The organism is Kordia zhangzhouensis (genome assembly GCF_001005305.1).
Lineage (GTDB): Bacteria > Bacteroidota > Bacteroidia > Flavobacteriales > Flavobacteriaceae > Kordia > Kordia zhangzhouensis.
In genome coordinates, this window is the sequence record NZ_LBMH01000020.1 from 1 (window position 1) to 18,648 (window position 18,648).

Here is an 18,648-nt window from a genome sequence, read left to right on the forward strand (position 1 = left end):
TGCTACGGTTACATCGCCTACGGTCATCGCTACTAATGGTTCTACAGTAAGTGTAGCACAATTAATTTCTCTTATACAAGAATTATCATCATGAGTAATCAATAAACAATATTGAGTTCCATTTAGCCCTGTAACATCTACTATTGTAAGCGTATCTGTATTTTCATTACTGTAATTTGTATCTGCAGGAGCTATTGCTGTTCCTCCTGAATCAGGATCTCCAATATACCATTGATAGTTAATTCCTGAAGAAGCATCTGTCCCTGAGCCATAGTCAGGTGTTCCGCCAGAGTAGCTGGTTGTATTTATTGCTGAAGCAGAAGTTATTGCAAATGTTGTACTACTTCCTTCAAATACCGTTTGATTTACTAAAGCAGCAGCATCCACAACAACTTGTGTAGCTGTTGTCACACTAGCGGTAGTCGCTTGAGGACTTCCTGCATTTGTTGGCACTCCATTTGAAGGATTTACAGCTCCTTCGTCAGCATCTGCTAAGTTATTACTAGATGTTAAATCATCAGATGTAAAACTTGCAGCTCCTTCAATTGCATCTGGACAACCATCATTGTCGCTATCAACGTCTAAGAAATCTGGTATTGAGTCTCCATCTGTGTCAATTACTGAACATGAATCAAAGACCATTTCTAATCGGTCAGAACCATTTCCATCTAGTCCTTCTCCAGTTACTTGGAAAGTTAATGTTGTTACACTTCCATAGATTTGAATACTTCCAGCAGCAGTTCCTAATCCTGCATTATCAGCATCACCCGAAAGCACAATTGGATCTCCTGTTCCTAAGTTTTGATTTGGATCTCTATAGAATTGTTTAGAGTTTACTATTAATTGATTATTCCCTGAGATTTTAGCCATTGAAAGGCCTGCTGTTTGAAGTGTCCAAATTGAAGTATTTGAAACATATCCTCCAGAAGATAATTGCGTATTTCCTCCCAATCTATCAATATGGATTATAGGGTTATATACTGGTTGGCTATAAGTTATGGTCACAGTTCCTACCACACGATCATCTGCCGCAGCATTTGAAGATTCTGGAGATGTGTCCCAAGTAAACAAAAATTCTAACGAATTAGCACCTTGCACTGCTGCATCTGAGAAAAAAGCTGTAGTTGTCATGGTTCCATTAGGAACGTATGTTATTTGCCCGCCTGCTGGAATGGAACTTCCATAAGTAACTCCTACTGCACCAGCAGTATTAGAGTATGGGTTACTACCTGTCCATGAACCTGTTGTTAATGGACGAGCACCACATATATTTTCATTATCATCAATAATACCATCGTTGTCATTATCTATATCAATATTATCGGTAATACCATCGCCATCGGTATCTACTGATGATGAAGATGAACACGCAGCTGGCGGTGTTACAGTTACATCTATTAATTGACAAGAACCATCAGCATCATCTGTAATGGTAAAAACTATGTTTCCTCCAGAAATTGGAAAAGGACCAAATTGTTCAGGAAGGTCGTATGCTATATTTGATCTCGTAACATCTCCTGTAACACTATAGGTTGCACCTAATAAAGTACCATTCGGATTAATGTAAAATGTAAACGTGTCGTCTGCATCGTTGAGTGGTGTTCCATTATCATCACAAAATACTGCTGATACTGATGCGCTTAGTAATTCGCAGGTATCACAGGCTGAAGTATTTCCAGAGTTTGTAACAGCCAAATTGGTTCCTGTGTATCCTCCTTGCCCTGTAACTCTACCATTTCCAGCATCTACTGTTACTGGAGAGTTTCCAAGAATTCCATCAGCATCGTCATCGGCATGCCCCGCTTCTAAAGCATCCGCACAGGTATCATTATCACTATCGGTATCTAAAGAATTGATTAAGCCATCACCATCAGAGTCTAAGCTAGCACAGACACCATTTCCGTTAAGCACACAGAAATCTGCATCTTGGTAGTTAAGAATTCCATCGCCATCACTATCTCCACTTGGGTCATCAGAAAGGCAACTGAATGGATTGGTTACAATTGTATTTACTAAAAAGTTATCCGTTTGATTGAATGTCGTAGTATCTGTTGGCGATCCAAAAGTCCTATTAATTACCTGAGTTCCATCGACAAAAATTCTATAGGAATTTCCTTGAATTCCATCACCAAAGGTATCCGTAATGGTAAATAGATAGTTTCCATTTTCTGTAACCGTGATATCCTGAGATACAGTAACATTACCCACACCATAAGTTCCGGTTGGCACACTTGCAACCGTATTTCCTCCTAACGAAAGTGACCAACCAACTTCCGTTGAATATTGATCTATATCTATTTCTATTCTTACTACAGAGTCTGGATTGAGTGGCACTGGATTTGTACCACATAGTTCCTGTGTATCCAATATTCCATCATTATCATCATCTTCATCTGTCAAATCATCAACTCCATCACCATCTGAGTCAGGTGGTGAAACAGTTACAGTTAATGTGGCATTATTGGATCTAGCCGGCAAACTTTGCCCATCTAGAGTATAGTCATCTTGTACGTTATAATTTAGAGTTGCAACTCCATAAAACCCTGCATTCGGTGTAAATGTTACGACTCCATTTGCATCCACACTCCAACTTCCTTCTGCCGTAGTCCCTGTATTTTGTATCCCTGCTGCTACAACATCAAGATCTACTGTAGAATTTACAATACTTCCATCAAAATCAACATCAGTAGATACTACATTAAAAGATACTGGTGTATTGAAAGCCGTTACAGCACTGTTATTGTCTGCTACAGGTGCTGTATTAATTGCATTTAAAGATACTGATAAGTTTACCGACTCCAAGTTTGCATCATTACTACCCATATTATTTCCAGGGCTAAACGTAAATGTTCTACTTGTTGCTACTGCCGTAAATCTAAAACGTGTGGTTTGCCAAACCTCTTGTCCTGTTTGCGTGATGTTTTGCTGTGCAAAACCTTGAATTTGCACTTGGTAAAAATCAATATACTGCGGACCATATGTCGGTGTTAATGCCGAATTGGAGTAAATAACCACCTCATACGTTCGCCCTACTGTAAGCCCTGTAATGGTTGTAAAAATTGACTCTTCAGCAGCTAGTGTCCCCACATCTCGCACGGTAATCCATGTGGCATGTCCATTAGGCGGCAAAGGTAATGGCGCACTATTCCATGTTTCTCCTTCACCCAAACCTGCACCAGGTCCGGCAACTGTATTTGAGTTGGACACATCAGGCGTCCCTCCTCCAGAAGTCCATCCAGGAGGCGCACAGTTACCACAAGGCGTTGCTTGCCCATTGGTAGCAGCTATATTTTGCGCGAAAGATACATTGAACAATACCGAACATGAAAATGCTAGAAGCAGCATACACATTTTCAGCTTTCCTGAAATAACAGAATGCAATCTATTGAGAGTAGCATGCTCAACAGATTGTCTACAAGTAGTTTTGGTCATTCGAGTACGTTTAAGGCAGTCAAGAAATTGGCTAATTTTTTCTTAACAATTTTTAACAAATTTAATATCGCTGTTTATATGTACGTAGTAATATCTATGAAAGGATTTGTTTTTTCGTTAAAATACTTAGTTTTACCGTTGAAAAGAATAATGACTTTTTTCACTAATTAACCTATTATAAACGCTTGTGACTCATTTTACAAACCAAGAAATAGGTCTTTGTTTTTAACATATTTTGCATAAAAAATGATACTTTTGCCTCCTATTTTAATTTTTTCAGATGAACCTTCACAAAGAGATTACTAAACGAAGAACTTTTGGTATTATATCGCATCCAGATGCAGGAAAAACGACACTTACAGAGAAGTTACTACTTTTTGGTGGTGCCATTCAAGAAGCTGGAGCCGTAAAAAATAATAAGATCAAAAAAGGAGCTACGAGTGACTTTATGGAAATTGAGCGTCAGCGTGGAATTTCAGTAGCGACTTCTGTTTTAGCTTTTATTTATAAAAATAAGAAAATCAACATTTTAGACACTCCCGGGCACAAGGATTTTGCCGAAGACACCTATCGTACATTAAGTGCTGTAGACAGTGTCATTGTAGTGATTGATGTCGCAAAAGGTGTGGAAGAGCAAACGGAAAAATTGGTAGAAGTTTGTCGCATGCGAAATATTCCGATGATTGTTTTTATTAATAAATTAGATCGTGAAGGAAAAGATGCATTTGACTTGTTAGATGAAGTTGAGCAAAAGTTAGGACTACGCGTAACACCTTTGAGTTTCCCAATTGGAATGGGGTATGACTTTAAAGGTATTTATAATATCTGGGAAAAAAACATCAATCTTTTTACAGGAGAAAACAAACAAACCATCTCTAAAGCCATTCATTTTGAAGATGTTAACAATCCTGAGTTAGAAAAACATATTGGCGAAACTTCTGCAGAAACACTACGTGAAGAACTTGAATTAGTGTACGAAGTATATCCTGAATTTGATCGTTCTGAATATTTGAAAGGCGCACTACAACCTGTATTTTTTGGTTCTGCCTTGAATAATTTTGGAGTTCGAGAATTGTTGGATTGTTTTGTAGAAATTGCTCCAAGTCCGCTACCAAAAATGTCTGATACACGTTTGGTAGAACCTAACGAAGATGATTTTTCTGGGTTTGTATTTAAAATACATGCTAATATGGATCCAAAACATAGAGACCGATTGGCTTTTATTAAAATTGTTTCTGGTGTTTTTAAACGAAATACACCATATTTACATGTGCGACTCGACAAAAATTTAAAGTTTTCGAGTCCAAATGCATTTTTTGCAGAGAAAAAACAAATTGTAGATGAATCCTTTCCTGGCGATATTGTTGGTTTGCACGACACCGGAAACTTTAAAATTGGTGACACTTTGACTGCTGGAGAGAAACTGAATTATAAAGGAATTCCAAGTTTTTCTCCTGAACATTTTAGGTACATTAATAATGCTGACCCAATGAAATCCAAGCAGTTATACAAAGGAATTAATCAGTTAATGGATGAAGGTGTAGCTCAATTGTTTACCCTAGATTTAAACGGTAGAAAAGTAATTGGAACGGTTGGTGCGCTGCAATACGAAGTGATTCAGTACCGATTGGAGCATGAATATGGTGCTAAATGTTCGTATGAAAACTTGAACGTGCACAAAGCGTGTTGGGTGGAAGTAAAAGATGAAAAAAATCCAGAATTTTTAGATTTTAAACGAGTAAAACAAAAATTCTTAGCACGTGATAAAGAAAATAAATTGGTGTTCTTGGCTGATTCCGCTTTTTCTTTACAAATGACACAGCAAAAATATCCTTCTATTAAATTCCACTTTAAAAGTGAGTTTTAATATTTATGTAGTAAAAACTTAGAATACATTTCACTTGAAAAGTATTTTAAAGCGTTTTAAACAACTTTAAATTAAAAGACATTAAATAATATTAATGTCTTTTTTTAATTTCTAAAATCAACTACAAAAAAGTCTATTTCAAAAACAAAATAAGTAATTCTTATTGATTTTTTTTCTATTATAGATTTTAAAAATGATTTTAACTATAAAAAAACCTCAATTCAAAAATTGAGGTTTTTTTGTTTTATGCTTCTCCTGTAGGTCCAAAATTCATCGGAATAGGAGGTTGTTCAAATTCTTTAATTTGTCCATGAGCACTTTCAAAGCGACGAATATTTTCGCCTAATGCATTCATCAACCGTTTTGCATGTTGTGGTGTTAACACAATTCTAGATTTTACTTTTGCCTTTGGTCTCCCTGGCATGATACTCACAAAATCTACTACAAACTCTGTCGGAGAGTGATTGATAATTGCCAAATTGGAATAAATTCCTTCAGCGATGTTCTCATCCAACTCTAAATTGATTTGCTTTTCGTTTGCTTTATCTTGACTCATGTATTAAAAGTTTATTTCATGCTTTGCCGCCATGATTTCATTGTATTCTTCTTTAGAACCTACAATAATATCATCGTACTTACGCATTCCTGTTCCTGCTGGAATTTTATGTCCAACAATTACATTTTCTTTTAATCCTTCTAATTCGTCAACTTTACCACTTACTGCTGCTTCGTTCAATACTTTAGTAGTTTCTTGGAACGATGCTGCCGAGATAAATGATTTTGTTTGTAATGACGCTCTTGTAATACCTTGTAAAATTGGTGTTGCTGTCGCTGGAATGATATCTCTTGCAGATATTAGTTGCTTATCAGCTCTTCGTAACACAGAGTTTTCATCACGTAACTCTCTTGGAGAAACGATTTGTCCTGGCTTGAATTTTTCTGACTCTCCTGCATCTTCAATTACTTTCATTCCGTACAGCTTATCATTTTCTTCTACGAAATCTGATGTGTGTACCAATTGGTTTTCTAGGAAAATAGTATCTCCTGGATCTCCAATTCGAACTTTACGCATCATTTGACGTACAATTACTTCAAAGTGCTTGTCATTAATTTTCACCCCTTGTAAACGATATACTTCTTGTACTTCATTTACTAAGTATTGTTGTACGGCAGAAGGCCCTTTGATATTTAAGATATCGTTTGGCGTGATAGAACCATCTGATAAAGGCATTCCTGCTTTTACGTAATCGTTCTCTTGTACTAGAATTTGGTTAGAAAGTTTTACCAAATACTTTCTTACATCACCAAATTTAGACTCTACGATAATCTCACGGTTACCTCTTTTAATTTTACCAAAAGAAACAACTCCATCAATTTCAGATACTACTGCTGGGTTGGATGGGTTACGTGCTTCAAATAATTCTGTTACACGTGGTAAACCTCCTGTAATATCTCCTGATTTTGCAGACTTACGAGGAATTTTTACTAAAATTTTACCAACTTTAATTTTCTCATTATCATCTACCATTAAGTGAGAACCTACTGGTAAGTTGTAAGAACGCTGTACTTGACCTTTGTTGTCTAAAATGTGAAGCGTTGGAATTAACTTTTTATTTCTAGATTCAGAAATTACTTTTTCTTGGAATCCTGTTTGCTCATCAATTTCAACTTGATATGTTACACCTTGCTCGATGTTTTCATATTGAATTTTTCCTGCAAATTCAGAGATAATAACTCCGTTGTATGGATCCCACTGACAAATTGCTTGTCCTTTTTCGATTTCTTCTCCATTTTTAATGAAGATTGTAGAACCGTAAGGAATGTTATTTGTGCTTAAAGTGATTCCTGTTTTCTTGTCAATAACTTTTATTTCTGAAGTACGAGAAATTACAATCTCTGCTGGATTTCCATCAGCATCTTCTCCTTGTACTGTTTTCAGTTCTTCAATTTCTGCAATACCTCCAAACTTAGCTTTTAGCTGATTTTCCTCAGAAATGTTACTTGCCGTTCCTCCCATGTGGAATGTACGAAGTGTTAACTGTGTACCTGGCTCACCGATTGACTGTGCAGCAACTACACCAACAGCTTCTCCAATTTGAACCATTTTGTTTGTAGAAAGGTTTCTACCGTAACATTTAGCACAAATTCCTTTAGGAGCCTCACAAGTTAATGGAGAACGTACTTCAATACTTTCTACTGGAGAGTTTTCGATAGCATCTGCTATGTCTTCTGAAATTTCTTGTCCAGCTTCAACTAATAATTCTTCACTAAGTGGATTATATACGTCATATAGCGATACTCTACCTAAAATTCTATCTTTAAGAGGTTCTACTACTTCTTCACTCTTCTTCAACGCAGATACTTCTACACCACGTAACGTTTCACAATCATGCATATTTACAATTACATCTTGTGATACGTCTACCAAACGACGAGTTAAGTAACCTGCATCGGCAGTTTTCAATGCGGTATCGGCCAAACCTTTACGAGCACCGTGCGTAGAGATAAAGTATTCCAAAATTGAAAGTCCTTCTTTAAAGTTCGAAAGAATTGGGTTTTCAATAATTTCTCCTCCACCAGCTGTCGATTTTTTCGGTTTTGCCATTAATCCACGCATACCTGTTAACTGGCGAATTTGCTCTTTCGAACCACGCGCACCAGAATCAAGCATCATATACACAGAGTTAAATCCTTGTTGATCTTCACTAATGTGTTTCATCGACAATTCTGTCAAGCTAGCATTTGTAGTAGTCCAAATATCAATTACCTGATTGTAACGTTCGTTGTTGGTAATCAATCCCATGTTATAGTTCATGGTAATGGCATCTACTTTTCCATTTGCTTCATTAATTAATGATTGCTTTTCTTGTGGAATAATAATATCACCTAAACTGAATGATAATCCTCCTCGGAAGGCAAATCCATATCCAAGACTCTTAATATCATCAAGGAAAGCAGATGTTGTAGGAATATCAGTCACTTGCAAAATTCTACCAATAATGTTACGTAATGATTTTTTAGTCAATACTTCATTGATGAATCCTGCTTGTGGCGGTACTTTTTCGTTGAAAAGTACACGTCCAACTGTTGTTTCTATAATTTGTGGAACCAATTCTCCTGCTTCATTAAAGTCGATAGCTCTAATTTTGATAGAAGCATTGAGTTCTACTTTTTTCTCATTGTACGCCATGACAACTTCTTCCGAAGAATAGAACGTTAATCCTTCTCCAACAATTTTCTTTTCTGGAGTCGATTTACGCAATTTTGTCATATAGTATAAACCAAGAACCATGTCCTGAGAAGGTACCGTAATTGGCGAACCATTTGCAGGGTTCAGAATGTTCTGAGAAGCTAACATCAATAATTGAGCTTCTAAGATTGCTTCTGGTCCTAATGGTAAGTGTACCGCCATCTGGTCACCATCAAAATCGGCATTGAAGGCTGTACACGCTAATGGGTGTAACTGAATTGCTTTACCTTCAATCAATTTTGGTTGGAAAGCCTGAATACCTAAACGGTGAAGCGTAGGAGCACGGTTTAGTAATACTGGATGTCCTTTAATTACGTTATCCAAAATATCCCAAACTACTGGCTCTTTTTTGTCTATAATTTTCTTTGCAGATTTTACAGTTTTTACAATACCTCTTTCGATTAACTTACGAATCACAAATGGTTTGTACAATTCTGCTGCCATATTTTTTGGCAATCCACATTCGTATAATTTTAACTCTGGACCTACTACAATTACCGAACGTGCTGAATAATCCACACGTTTTCCAAGTAAGTTTTGACGGAAACGTCCTTGCTTACCTTTTAAAGAATCTGATAATGATTTTAATGGTCTGTTAGAATCTGTTTTTACTGCAGATGATTTACGCGTATTATCAAATAATGAATCTACCGATTCTTGAAGCATACGTTTTTCATTACGTAAGATTACTTCAGGAGCTTTGATTTCCATCAATCGCTTTAAACGGTTGTTTCTGATAATTACACGACGGTATAAATCATTCAAATCGGATGTTGCGAAACGACCTCCATCTAATGGCACTAACGGACGTAATTCTGGCGGAATTACAGGCACCACTTTCATAATCATCCACTCAGGAAGGTTTTCACGATTTTTGTTAGCATCACGTAATGACTCCACAACTTGAAGACGCTTTAAAGCTTCTGTTTTTCGTTGTTTAGACGTTTCATTATTCGCCTTATGACGTAATTCGAATGATAATTGATCTAAATCGATTCTTGATAATAGCTCAATTAAACACTCAGCTCCCATTTTAGCGATAAACTTATTAGGATCTGTATCGTCTAAGTATTGATTTTCTTGTGGAAGCGTTTCAAGAATATTTAAGTATTCTTCTTCCGTAAGGAAATCCATTTTTTCTACATCTTCTCCTGTCGGATGCTTAGCATTACCTGGTTGAATTACTACGTAACGTTCGTAATAAATAATCATATCTAATTTCTTAGATGGTAATCCTAAAAGGTATCCGATTTTATTTGGTAACGAACGGAAATACCAAATGTGTGCTACAGGCACAACTAAGTTGATATGTCCTACTCTATCTCTACGTACTTTCTTTTCTGTTACTTCAACACCACAACGGTCACAAACGATTCCTTTGTAACGAATTCTCTTGTATTTTCCACAAGCACATTCGTAATCCTTTACAGGACCAAAAATACGCTCACAGAATAATCCGTCACGCTCAGGTTTGTGTGTACGATAGTTGATTGTTTCAGGCTTTAATACTTCTCCTTTTGAGGCTGCTAATATAGACTCTGGAGAAGCCAACCCAATTGAGATTTTATTGAATCTCTTTACAGTATTCTTATCTTTATTTCTTGCCATACTTACTAATGGTGATAATGAATTATGTGTAATTGTAGCTGTGTAGCACGTATGCTACACAGCATTTTTAATTTATTCCTCTAATCTGATATCTAATCCAAGACCTTTCAATTCATGCATTAATACATTGAATGATTCTGGCAGTCCTGGTTCTGGCATTGGTTCACCTTTTACGATTGATTCGTATGTTTTTGCTCTACCAATTACATCATCAGATTTAACAGTCAATATTTCTCTTAGTGTACTAGAAGCTCCATATGCTTCAAGTGCCCACACTTCCATTTCTCCAAAACGCTGACCTCCAAACTGTGCCTTACCACCTAATGGCTGTTGCGTAATTAATGAGTATGGTCCGATAGAACGTGCGTGCATCTTATCATCAACCATGTGTCCTAGTTTCAACATGTAAATGATACCTACCGTTGCAGGTTGATCAAAACGCTCACCTGTTCCACCATCGTACAGGTATGTATGACCAAATCTTGGAATTCCAGCTTCATCAGTAATCTCATTAATTTGATCTAGAGAAGCTCCATCAAAGATTGGTGTTGCATATTTTCTGTCTAGTTTTTCTCCTGCCCATCCTAATACCGTTTCATAAATCTGACCGATATTCATACGAGAAGGTACCCCTAACGGGTTCAATACGATATCAACTGGAGTTCCATCTTCTAGGAATGGCATATCTTCTTGACGAACAATACGTGCTACGATACCTTTGTTTCCGTGGCGTCCCGCCATCTTATCCCCTACTTTTAGTTTACGCTTTTTAGCGATGTAAACTTTGGCAAGTTTTAAGATTCCTGCAGGCAATTCGTCACCCACAGAGATTGTAAATTTATCTCTTCGTAACGCTCCTTGAAGGTCGTTCAGTTTGATTTTATAGTTATGAACTAAATCAGCGATTAATCTGTTTGTTTCTTCGTCAGTTGTCCAAGTTCCTCCTGTTAAATGTGCATAATCTTCAACAGCATTTAACATTTTTAATGTGAACTTTTTCCCTTTTGGTAATACTTCTTCGCCAAGATCATTTTGAACTCCTTGTGATGTTTTACCATTGACAATTGCGAACAATTTTTCGATTAAGATTCCTCTAAGTTCTTCAAATTTTGTTGCGTATTCTAATTCTAAAGTTGCAATTTCCTCTTTATCTTTAGCTCTTTTGCGCTTGTCTTTGATTGCTCTAGAGAATAGTTTTTTATTAATTACCACTCCGTGTAATGATGGGGATGCTTTTAATGATGCATCTTTTACATCACCTGCTTTGTCACCGAAGATAGCACGTAATAATTTTTCTTCTGGAGTTGGATCAGATTCTCCTTTTGGCGTAATTTTACCAATTAAGATATCACCAGGTTTTACTTCTGCTCCAATACGAATCATTCCGTGCTCGTCTAAGTCTTTAGTAGCCTCTTCCGAAACGTTTGGAATGTCATTTGTCAATTCTTCCGCTCCTAATTTTGTATCTCTTACATCCATTGAATATTCATCAATATGGATTGAGGTAAAGATATCTTCACGAACTACTTTTTCAGAGATTACAATTGCATCCTCAAAGTTATATCCTTTCCAAGGCATGAAGGCAACTTTCATATTGCGACCTAATGCCAATTCTCCTTTTTGAGTTGCATATCCTTCACAAAGTACTTGTCCTTTTTTCACTCGGTCACCTTTACGAACAATTGGCTTCAAGTTAATAGAGGTACTTTGGTTCGTTTTACGAAACTTAATTAAATTATATGTTTTAGAATCACCATCAAAACTAACCAAACGTTCTGTATCAGTTCGGTCATATTTAATTGTAATTTTATCTGCATCTACATATTCTACTATACCATCTCCTTCAGCATTTACCAATACTCTAGAGTCTGAAGCTACTTGACGCTCTAATCCAGTTCCTACAATTGGTGCTTGCGGACGAAGTAATGGTACTGCCTGACGCATCATGTTAGATCCCATCAATGCACGGTTCGCATCATCATGTTCCAAGAAAGGAATTAATGACGCCGAAATCGAAGCTATTTGATTTGGTGCTACGTCAGTAAAGTCTACATCTGATGGTGTTACAACAGGGAAATCACCTTCTTCACGAGCAATTACTTTATCTGCTGTAATAGTACCATCATCAGCTAGCGGAATGTTCGCTTGCGCAATCTTCATTCCTTCTTCTTCTTCAGCACTTAAGTAAGAGAATTCGTTGATATCAACTTTTCCATTTTCAACCTTGCGATAAGGGGTTTCTAGGAATCCCATTGAATTCACTTTCGCAAATACTCCTAAAGAAGAGATCAAACCAATGTTTGGACCTTCTGGAGTTTCAATTGGACATAAACGTCCATAGTGTGTGTAGTGTACGTCACGAACCTCAAAACCTGCTCTTTCTCTAGAAAGCCCTCCAGGTCCTAAAGCGGATAAACGACGCTTATGTGTAATTTCAGCTAATGGATTGGTTTGATCCATGAACTGAGACAACTGGTTTGTTCCAAAGAACGAGTTGATTACAGATGATAAAGTTTTCGCATTGATCAAATCAATTGGCGTAAATACTTCATTATCTCTTACGTTCATACGTTCACGAATCGTTCTAGCCATACGCGCTAAACCTACTCCAAATTGTTGAGCCAATTGCTCACCTACTGTACGAACACGTCTGTTTGATAAGTGGTCAATATCATCAATTTCTGCTTTAGAGTTAATTAACTCTATTAAATACTTAATGATAGTGATGATATCTTCTTTTGTTAAAACTTGCTTATCCATATCGATATCCAAGCCTAACTTTTTGTTCATACGGTAACGACCTACTCCTCCAAGGTTGTAACGCTGATCTGAAAAGAATAGCTTATCGATAATTCCACGAGCAGTTTCTTCATCTGGCGGTTCAGCATTACGCAATTGACGGTAAATGTGTTCTACTGCTTCTTTTTCAGAGTTGGTAGGGTCTTTTTGTAATGTATTATGAATGATTGCGTAGTCACCAGCTTGGTTTTCTTCTTTGTGTAAAAGAATTGTTTTTACGCCAGCTTCTACGATTTCTTCGATGTGTTCTTTTTCTAATACAGTATCACGATCCAATACGATTTCATTACGCTCGATCGATACTACTTCTCCTGTATCTTCATCAACGAAGTCTTCGTGCCATGTATTTAATACACGCGCCGCTAATTTGCGACCTAGCACTTTTTTTAATCCACTCTTAGATACTTTAACTTCTTCAGCAAGATCGAATATTTCTAAAATATCTTTATCACTTTCAAAGCCGATTGCTCTAAATAATGTAGTTACAGGTAATTTTTTCTTTCTATCAATATAAGCGTACATTACGCTATTGATATCTGTTGCAAATTCTATCCATGAACCTTTAAATGGAATTACTCTGGCAGAATATAACTTAGTTCCATTGGCATGGAAAGATTGTCCAAAAAATACTCCAGGAGAACGGTGTAATTGAGATACTACTACACGCTCTGCTCCATTGATACAGAACGTTCCGCTTGGAGTCATGTAAGGAATCGTTCCTAAATAAACATCTTGTACAATAGTCTCGAAGTCTTCATGCTCAGGATCGGTACAGTATAATTTTAAACGTGCTTTTAATGGCACACTATACGTTAATCCTCTTTCAATACATTCTTGAATATTGTATCGTGGTGGGTCGACAAAGTAATCAAGGAATTCTAATACGAATTGATTACGAGTGTCTGTGATTGGAAAGTTTTCTTGAAAGGTGTTGTATAATCCTTCTTCGCCACGCTCTTCAGATTTTGTTTCTAATTGAAAAAAATCTTGGAATGATTTAATTTGAATATCTAGAAAATCTGGATATTCAGGGGTGTGTTTTGCCGAGGCGAAATTTAATCTTTCAGTCTGATTTGTGAACATCAATGGACAATATTATGATTAAAATAAAATAAAATAAAACGCATTCGCGCTTATATACACAAAAGGGTTTAGGTCTGAGGGACTATCCCAAAGACCTAAACCAAGTTTTTATAGCTTGGTAAGCTTACTTAAGCTCAACCTCTGCTCCTGCTTCTTCTAAAGATGCTTTAAGACCTTCAGCCTCGTCTTTAGATACTCCTTCTTTGATTGGAGCTGGTGCAGAATCAACGATTCCTTTAGCCTCTTTAAGACCTAAACCAGTTAATTCTTTTACTAATTTAACTACTGCTAATTTAGAAGCACCTGCAGCTTTTAAGATTACGTCAAACTCTGTTTGCTCATCTCCACCGTCAGCATCTCCAGCAGCGGGACCAGCAGCAACTACTGCAGCAGCAGCAGCAGGCTCAATACCATACTCAGTTTTTAATATATCTGCTAATTCGTTAACCTCTTTTACTGTTAAGTTAACTAATTGTTCTGCGAATTCTTTTAAATCTGCCATTTTCTATCGTTTTAAAATAATGTTTTTGTTAAATATTTGTTTTGTTAAGTGCGTACTTTATAAATTATCTTTCAGATAATGTTTTTAAGATACCTGCTAATTTTCCACCACCAGATTGAAGTGCAGAAACAACGTTCTTAGCAGGAGATTGTAATAATCCAACAATTTCTCCAATAAGCTCTTCTCTAGATTTGATGTCAACTAACACATCTAATTGGTCATCTCCAACGTAAACCGCAGATTCAATGAAAGCACCTTTTAAAAGTGGTTTTTGTGCTTTCTTTTTCTTTCTGAATTCCTTGATTAATTTCGCAGGAGCATTTCCTGTTTCTGACAACATTAATGAAGTGTTTCCTTTTAATACTTCAGGAAGTTCTCCAAAATCTTTATCAGAAGCTTCCATTGCCTTTGCAAGCAATGTATTTTTAATTACTGCAAGCTTAATATTACTTTTAAAACATGCTCTACGTAAGTCTGAAGTTGCTTCAGCATTTAACCCAGAGATATCTGCTAAGTAAATATTTGTATTTTCAGCTAACTGTGCAGTTAATTCGTCTATGATTACTGATTTTTCTTCTTTAGTCATGATAAAAATCTTTTTTAACTACCAATTAAACTGTTTTTGGATCAACAGCTACACTTGGGCTCATAGTACTAGACATGTAAATACTCTTAATGTATGTACCTTTTGCCGCAGTTGGCTTTAATTTGATTAATGTTTGTAATAATTCAGTTGCATTACCTTTCAATTTCTCAGGAGAGAATGATGCTTTACCGATAGCCGCGTGAACAATACCTGTTTTATCAACTTTGAAATCGATTTTACCAGCTTTTACTTCTGCAACAGCTTTTGCCACATCCATTGTTACTGTACCTGTTTTTGGGTTTGGCATTAAACCTCTTGGTCCTAAAATTCTACCTAAAGGACCTAATTTACCCATTACACTTGGCATAGTGATTATCACATCAACATCTGTCCATCCTCCTTTAATTTTTTGAAGGTACTCATCTAATCCAACATAATCCGCTCCTGCTTCTTGCGCTTCAGCTTCTTTATCTGGAGTTACTAATGCTAAAACCTTTACATCTTTACCAGTTCCGTGAGGTAGTGTAACTACACCTCTTACCATTTGATTAGCTTTTCTAGGATCTACTCCTAATCTTACAGCGATATCAACAGATGCATCGAACTTAACATTTGTTATTTCTTTCACTAAGCTTGACGCCTCTGCGATAGAATATAATTTATTCTTATCAACTTTAGCTAAAGCTTCTTTTTGTTTTTTCGTTACTCGTGCCATTTGTTCTTACGATTTAAAAAGGTTTATCTCCTGATACTGTTAATCCCATAGATCTTGCAGTACCTGCAACCATACTCATTGCTGACTCTACAGTAAATGCGTTTAAATCTTGCATTTTGTCTTCAGCAATCGCTTTTACTTGTTCCCAAGTAACGCTTGCTACCTTTTTACGGTTTGGTTCTCCTGATCCTTTTTTAATCTTTGCCGCTTCCATAAGCTGAACTGCCGCTGGCGCTGTTTTCACTACAAAGTCAAATGACTTGTCTTTGTATACAGAAATAACAACTGGGACTACCTTTCCTTGTTTATCTTGAGTTCTTGCATTAAACTGCTTACAGAACTCCATGATATTAACTCCGGCAGCACCTAAAGCGGGTCCAACCGGTGGCGACGGATTCGCTGCACCTCCCCTAACTTGTAGTTTAACTACTTTACTTAATTCTTTTGCCATTTTCTTGTTTTTAATTCGGTAACGCTTTTTGATTGGAAGCTAAAAACGCTACTTCAAATATATAATGTGTAACAACTATATTTTTTCTACTTGCATGTAACTTAGCTCTAATGGTGTTTTTCTTCCGAAAATTTTCACCATTACTTCTAACTTACGTTTTTCTTCATTGATTTTCTCAACTGTTCCATTAAAACCATTGAAAGGCCCATCAATAACTTTTACAGTTTCCCCTAAAGTAAATGGAATTGCGACATTATCAGTTTTCACAGTCAACTCATCAACCTTACCTAACATCCTATTTACTTCAGATTGTCTTAACGGCACAGGATCACCACCTTTCACTTCTCCCAAGAAACCAATCACATTCGTAACAGATTTAATAACGTGTGCTACCTCACCTGCTAAGTTTGCTTTAATCATTATATAACCTGGAAAGTAAACTCTTTCTTTGTTTACTTTTTTCCCATTACGTATTTGGATTACTTTTTCAGTTGGAACTAATACTTCTTCCACATAATCTTGCAAACCTAATCTAGCGATTTCAGTTTCAATATATGTTTTCACTTTATTTTCCTGTCCACTGACAGCTCTCACAACATACCATTTCTTTACATTAGAATCAGACATAACTTTGAGTATAAGATTGTGAGTTATTATTTTCCAAGCACTATTTCGTATACATAACTTAGTATTTTCGCAAAAAACGAATCTACTCCCCAAATCGCTAACGAAAAGAGGATTGAAAACACAGCCACTACTATAGTCAACCGTTGCGCTTCAGCCCACGGCGTCCAAGTAACATTGGTTCTTAATTCTTCAAACGATTCTTTTACGTAATTTACTATACCAGCCATATTTCGATTGTATTAGCACGGGTTGAGAGGCTCGAACTCCCGACACCTGGTTTTGGAGACCAGTGCTCTACCAACTGAGCTAAACCCGTATTTCATAAAAAGGCGTCTCGAAAGAAACGAGACACCTCTTATTATTTTTAATCTCTAAAGATTAGTCTAAAATTTCAGTTACCTGACCTGCACCAACAGTTCTACCACCTTCACGAATTGCAAAACGTAATCCTACGTTCATCGCAATAGCGTTAATCAACTCAACATTAATAGTCAAGTTATCTCCTGGCATAACCATCTCCACACCTTCTGGTAAAGAAATAGTTCCTGTTACGTCAGTTGTACGTACATAGAACTGAGGACGGTAATTGTTATGGAAAGGAGTGTGACGACCACCTTCTTCTTTCTTCAACACATACACCTCAGCTTTAAACTTACTGTGTGGAGTTACAGAACCTGGCTTACAGATTACCATACCTCTTTTAATTTCAGTTTTCTCAATACCTCTTAATAAGATACCAACGTTATCTCCAGCTTCACCTCTATCAAGGATTTTACGGAACATCTCAACTCCTGTAATTGTAGAAGTTAATTTCTCAGCACCCATACCAATAATCTCTACAGGATCTCCAGTATTTGCCACACCAGTCTCAATACGACCAGTTGCCACTGTTCCACGACCTGTAATAGAGAATACATCTTCGATTGGCATTAAGAAATCTTTATCAACATCTCTTTGAGGCAACTCAATCCAGTTATCAACAGCTTCCATCAACTCTAAAACTGTATCAACCCATTGTTGCTCACCATTTAAAGCTCCTAAAGCAGAACCTTGAATAACTGGCCCGTTATCACCATCATAGTCATAGAAAGAAAGTAAATCTCTAACCTCCATATCAACTAGCTCTAACAACTCCTCATCATCAACCATATCACATTTGTTCAAGAATACTACAATTCTTGGAACACCTACCTGACGACCTAATAAGATGTGCTCACGAGTTTGCGGCATAGGACCATCTGTAGCAGCTACTACTAAGATAGCACCATCCATTTGAGCAGCTCCCGTTACCATGTTCTTTACATAATCGGCGTGACCTGGGCAGTCAACGTGCGCGTAGTGACGGTTTGCAGTTTGATACTCTACGTGAGATGTATTAATTGTAATACCTCTTTCTTTCTCTTCAGGAGCATTATCGATAGTATCGAAATCTCTCGCTTCAGAAAGACCTGCATCAGCCAATACTTTAGTAATAGCAGCAGTTAAAGTAGTTTTACCGTGATCTACGTGTCCAATAGTACCAATATTTAAGTGCGGTTTGGAACGATCAAAAGTTTCCTTTGCCATGATTTAATAATTTTTTAATCTTAGTTATATATTAGTGTTCAATTTATACATTCTATGAGCCAATGACGGGATTTGAACCCGTGACCTCTTCCTTACCAAGGAAACACTCTACCCCTGAGCTACATCGGCAAAAAATATATAGAGCGAGAGACCGGGTTCGAA

At 36.8% G+C, this 18,648-nt stretch carries 12 protein-coding genes and 2 tRNA genes; 1 reads left to right on the plus strand and 13 read right to left on the minus strand.

Translation table 11 applies throughout. From position 1 onward, the window contains the following. A partial coding sequence (locus tag AA088_RS17260; RefSeq protein ID WP_046746299.1) for a beta strand repeat-containing protein occupies window positions 1–3,432 on the minus strand: 3,432 nt, incomplete at its 3' end. Between the two features lie 280 nt (window positions 3,433–3,712). On the opposite strand from AA088_RS17260, the gene AA088_RS17265 reads away from it, so the two are divergent. Beyond that, the gene (locus AA088_RS17265) at window positions 3,713–5,299 is read left to right on the plus strand and encodes a peptide chain release factor 3 (protein WP_046746300.1); all 1,587 of its coding nucleotides are present in this window, start codon (window positions 3,713–3,715) and stop codon (window positions 5,297–5,299) included. Between the two features lie 244 nt (window positions 5,300–5,543). Here AA088_RS17265 and AA088_RS17270 read toward each other — a convergent pair whose 3' ends face one another. From AA088_RS17270 to AA088_RS17325, 12 genes are all read right to left on the minus strand, one after another. Next, window positions 5,544–5,855, minus strand: coding sequence for a DUF3467 domain-containing protein (locus AA088_RS17270; RefSeq protein WP_046746301.1), 312 nt, complete (start codon window positions 5,853–5,855; stop codon window positions 5,544–5,546). Window positions 5,856–5,858: 3 nt separating this feature from the next. Continuing rightward, window positions 5,859–10,157, minus strand: a complete 4,299-nt coding sequence (rpoC, locus tag AA088_RS17275) for a DNA-directed RNA polymerase subunit beta' (RefSeq protein WP_046746302.1) — start codon at window positions 10,155–10,157, stop codon at window positions 5,859–5,861. Window positions 10,158–10,229: 72 nt separating this feature from the next. Then, entirely contained in the window at window positions 10,230–14,039 is a 3,810-nt protein-coding gene (rpoB, locus tag AA088_RS17280) for a DNA-directed RNA polymerase subunit beta (protein WP_046746303.1), read from the minus strand. A gap of 124 nt (window positions 14,040–14,163) precedes the next feature. Beyond that, entirely contained in the window at window positions 14,164–14,541 is a 378-nt protein-coding gene (gene rplL / locus AA088_RS17285) for a 50S ribosomal protein L7/L12 (protein ID WP_046746304.1), read from the minus strand. A gap of 64 nt (window positions 14,542–14,605) precedes the next feature. Next, window positions 14,606–15,127: a 50S ribosomal protein L10 gene (gene rplJ / locus AA088_RS17290; protein ID WP_046746305.1), complete on the minus strand. Its 522-nt coding sequence runs from the start codon at window positions 15,125–15,127 to the stop codon at window positions 14,606–14,608. 25 nt (window positions 15,128–15,152) lie between these two features. Continuing rightward, window positions 15,153–15,842 carry a 50S ribosomal protein L1 gene (rplA, locus tag AA088_RS17295; protein WP_046746306.1) on the minus strand — a complete coding sequence of 230 codons (690 nt, stop codon included), beginning with the start codon at window positions 15,840–15,842 and terminating at the stop codon, window positions 15,153–15,155. 13 nt (window positions 15,843–15,855) lie between these two features. Then, complete coding sequence (rplK, locus tag AA088_RS17300) at window positions 15,856–16,293, minus strand: 50S ribosomal protein L11 (RefSeq protein ID WP_046746307.1); 438 nt, start codon at window positions 16,291–16,293, stop codon at window positions 15,856–15,858. Between the two features lie 75 nt (window positions 16,294–16,368). Further along, window positions 16,369–16,920, minus strand: coding sequence for a transcription termination/antitermination protein NusG (gene nusG, locus AA088_RS17305; protein WP_046746308.1), 552 nt, complete (start codon window positions 16,918–16,920; stop codon window positions 16,369–16,371). Between the two features lie 26 nt (window positions 16,921–16,946). Further along, window positions 16,947–17,147, minus strand: coding sequence for a preprotein translocase subunit SecE (gene secE, locus AA088_RS17310; RefSeq protein WP_046746309.1), 201 nt, complete (start codon window positions 17,145–17,147; stop codon window positions 16,947–16,949). A 16-nt stretch (window positions 17,148–17,163) separates the two neighbouring features. Continuing rightward, window positions 17,164–17,236, minus strand: a tRNA-Trp gene (locus tag AA088_RS17315). Window positions 17,237–17,298: 62 nt separating this feature from the next. After that, a complete protein-coding gene (tuf, locus tag AA088_RS17320; protein ID WP_046746310.1) occupies window positions 17,299–18,486 on the minus strand; it encodes an elongation factor Tu in 1,188 nt (395 codons plus the stop codon). 57 nt (window positions 18,487–18,543) lie between these two features. Continuing rightward, window positions 18,544–18,615 (minus strand) — tRNA-Thr (locus tag AA088_RS17325). Between the last annotated feature and the right edge of the window lie 33 nt (window positions 18,616–18,648).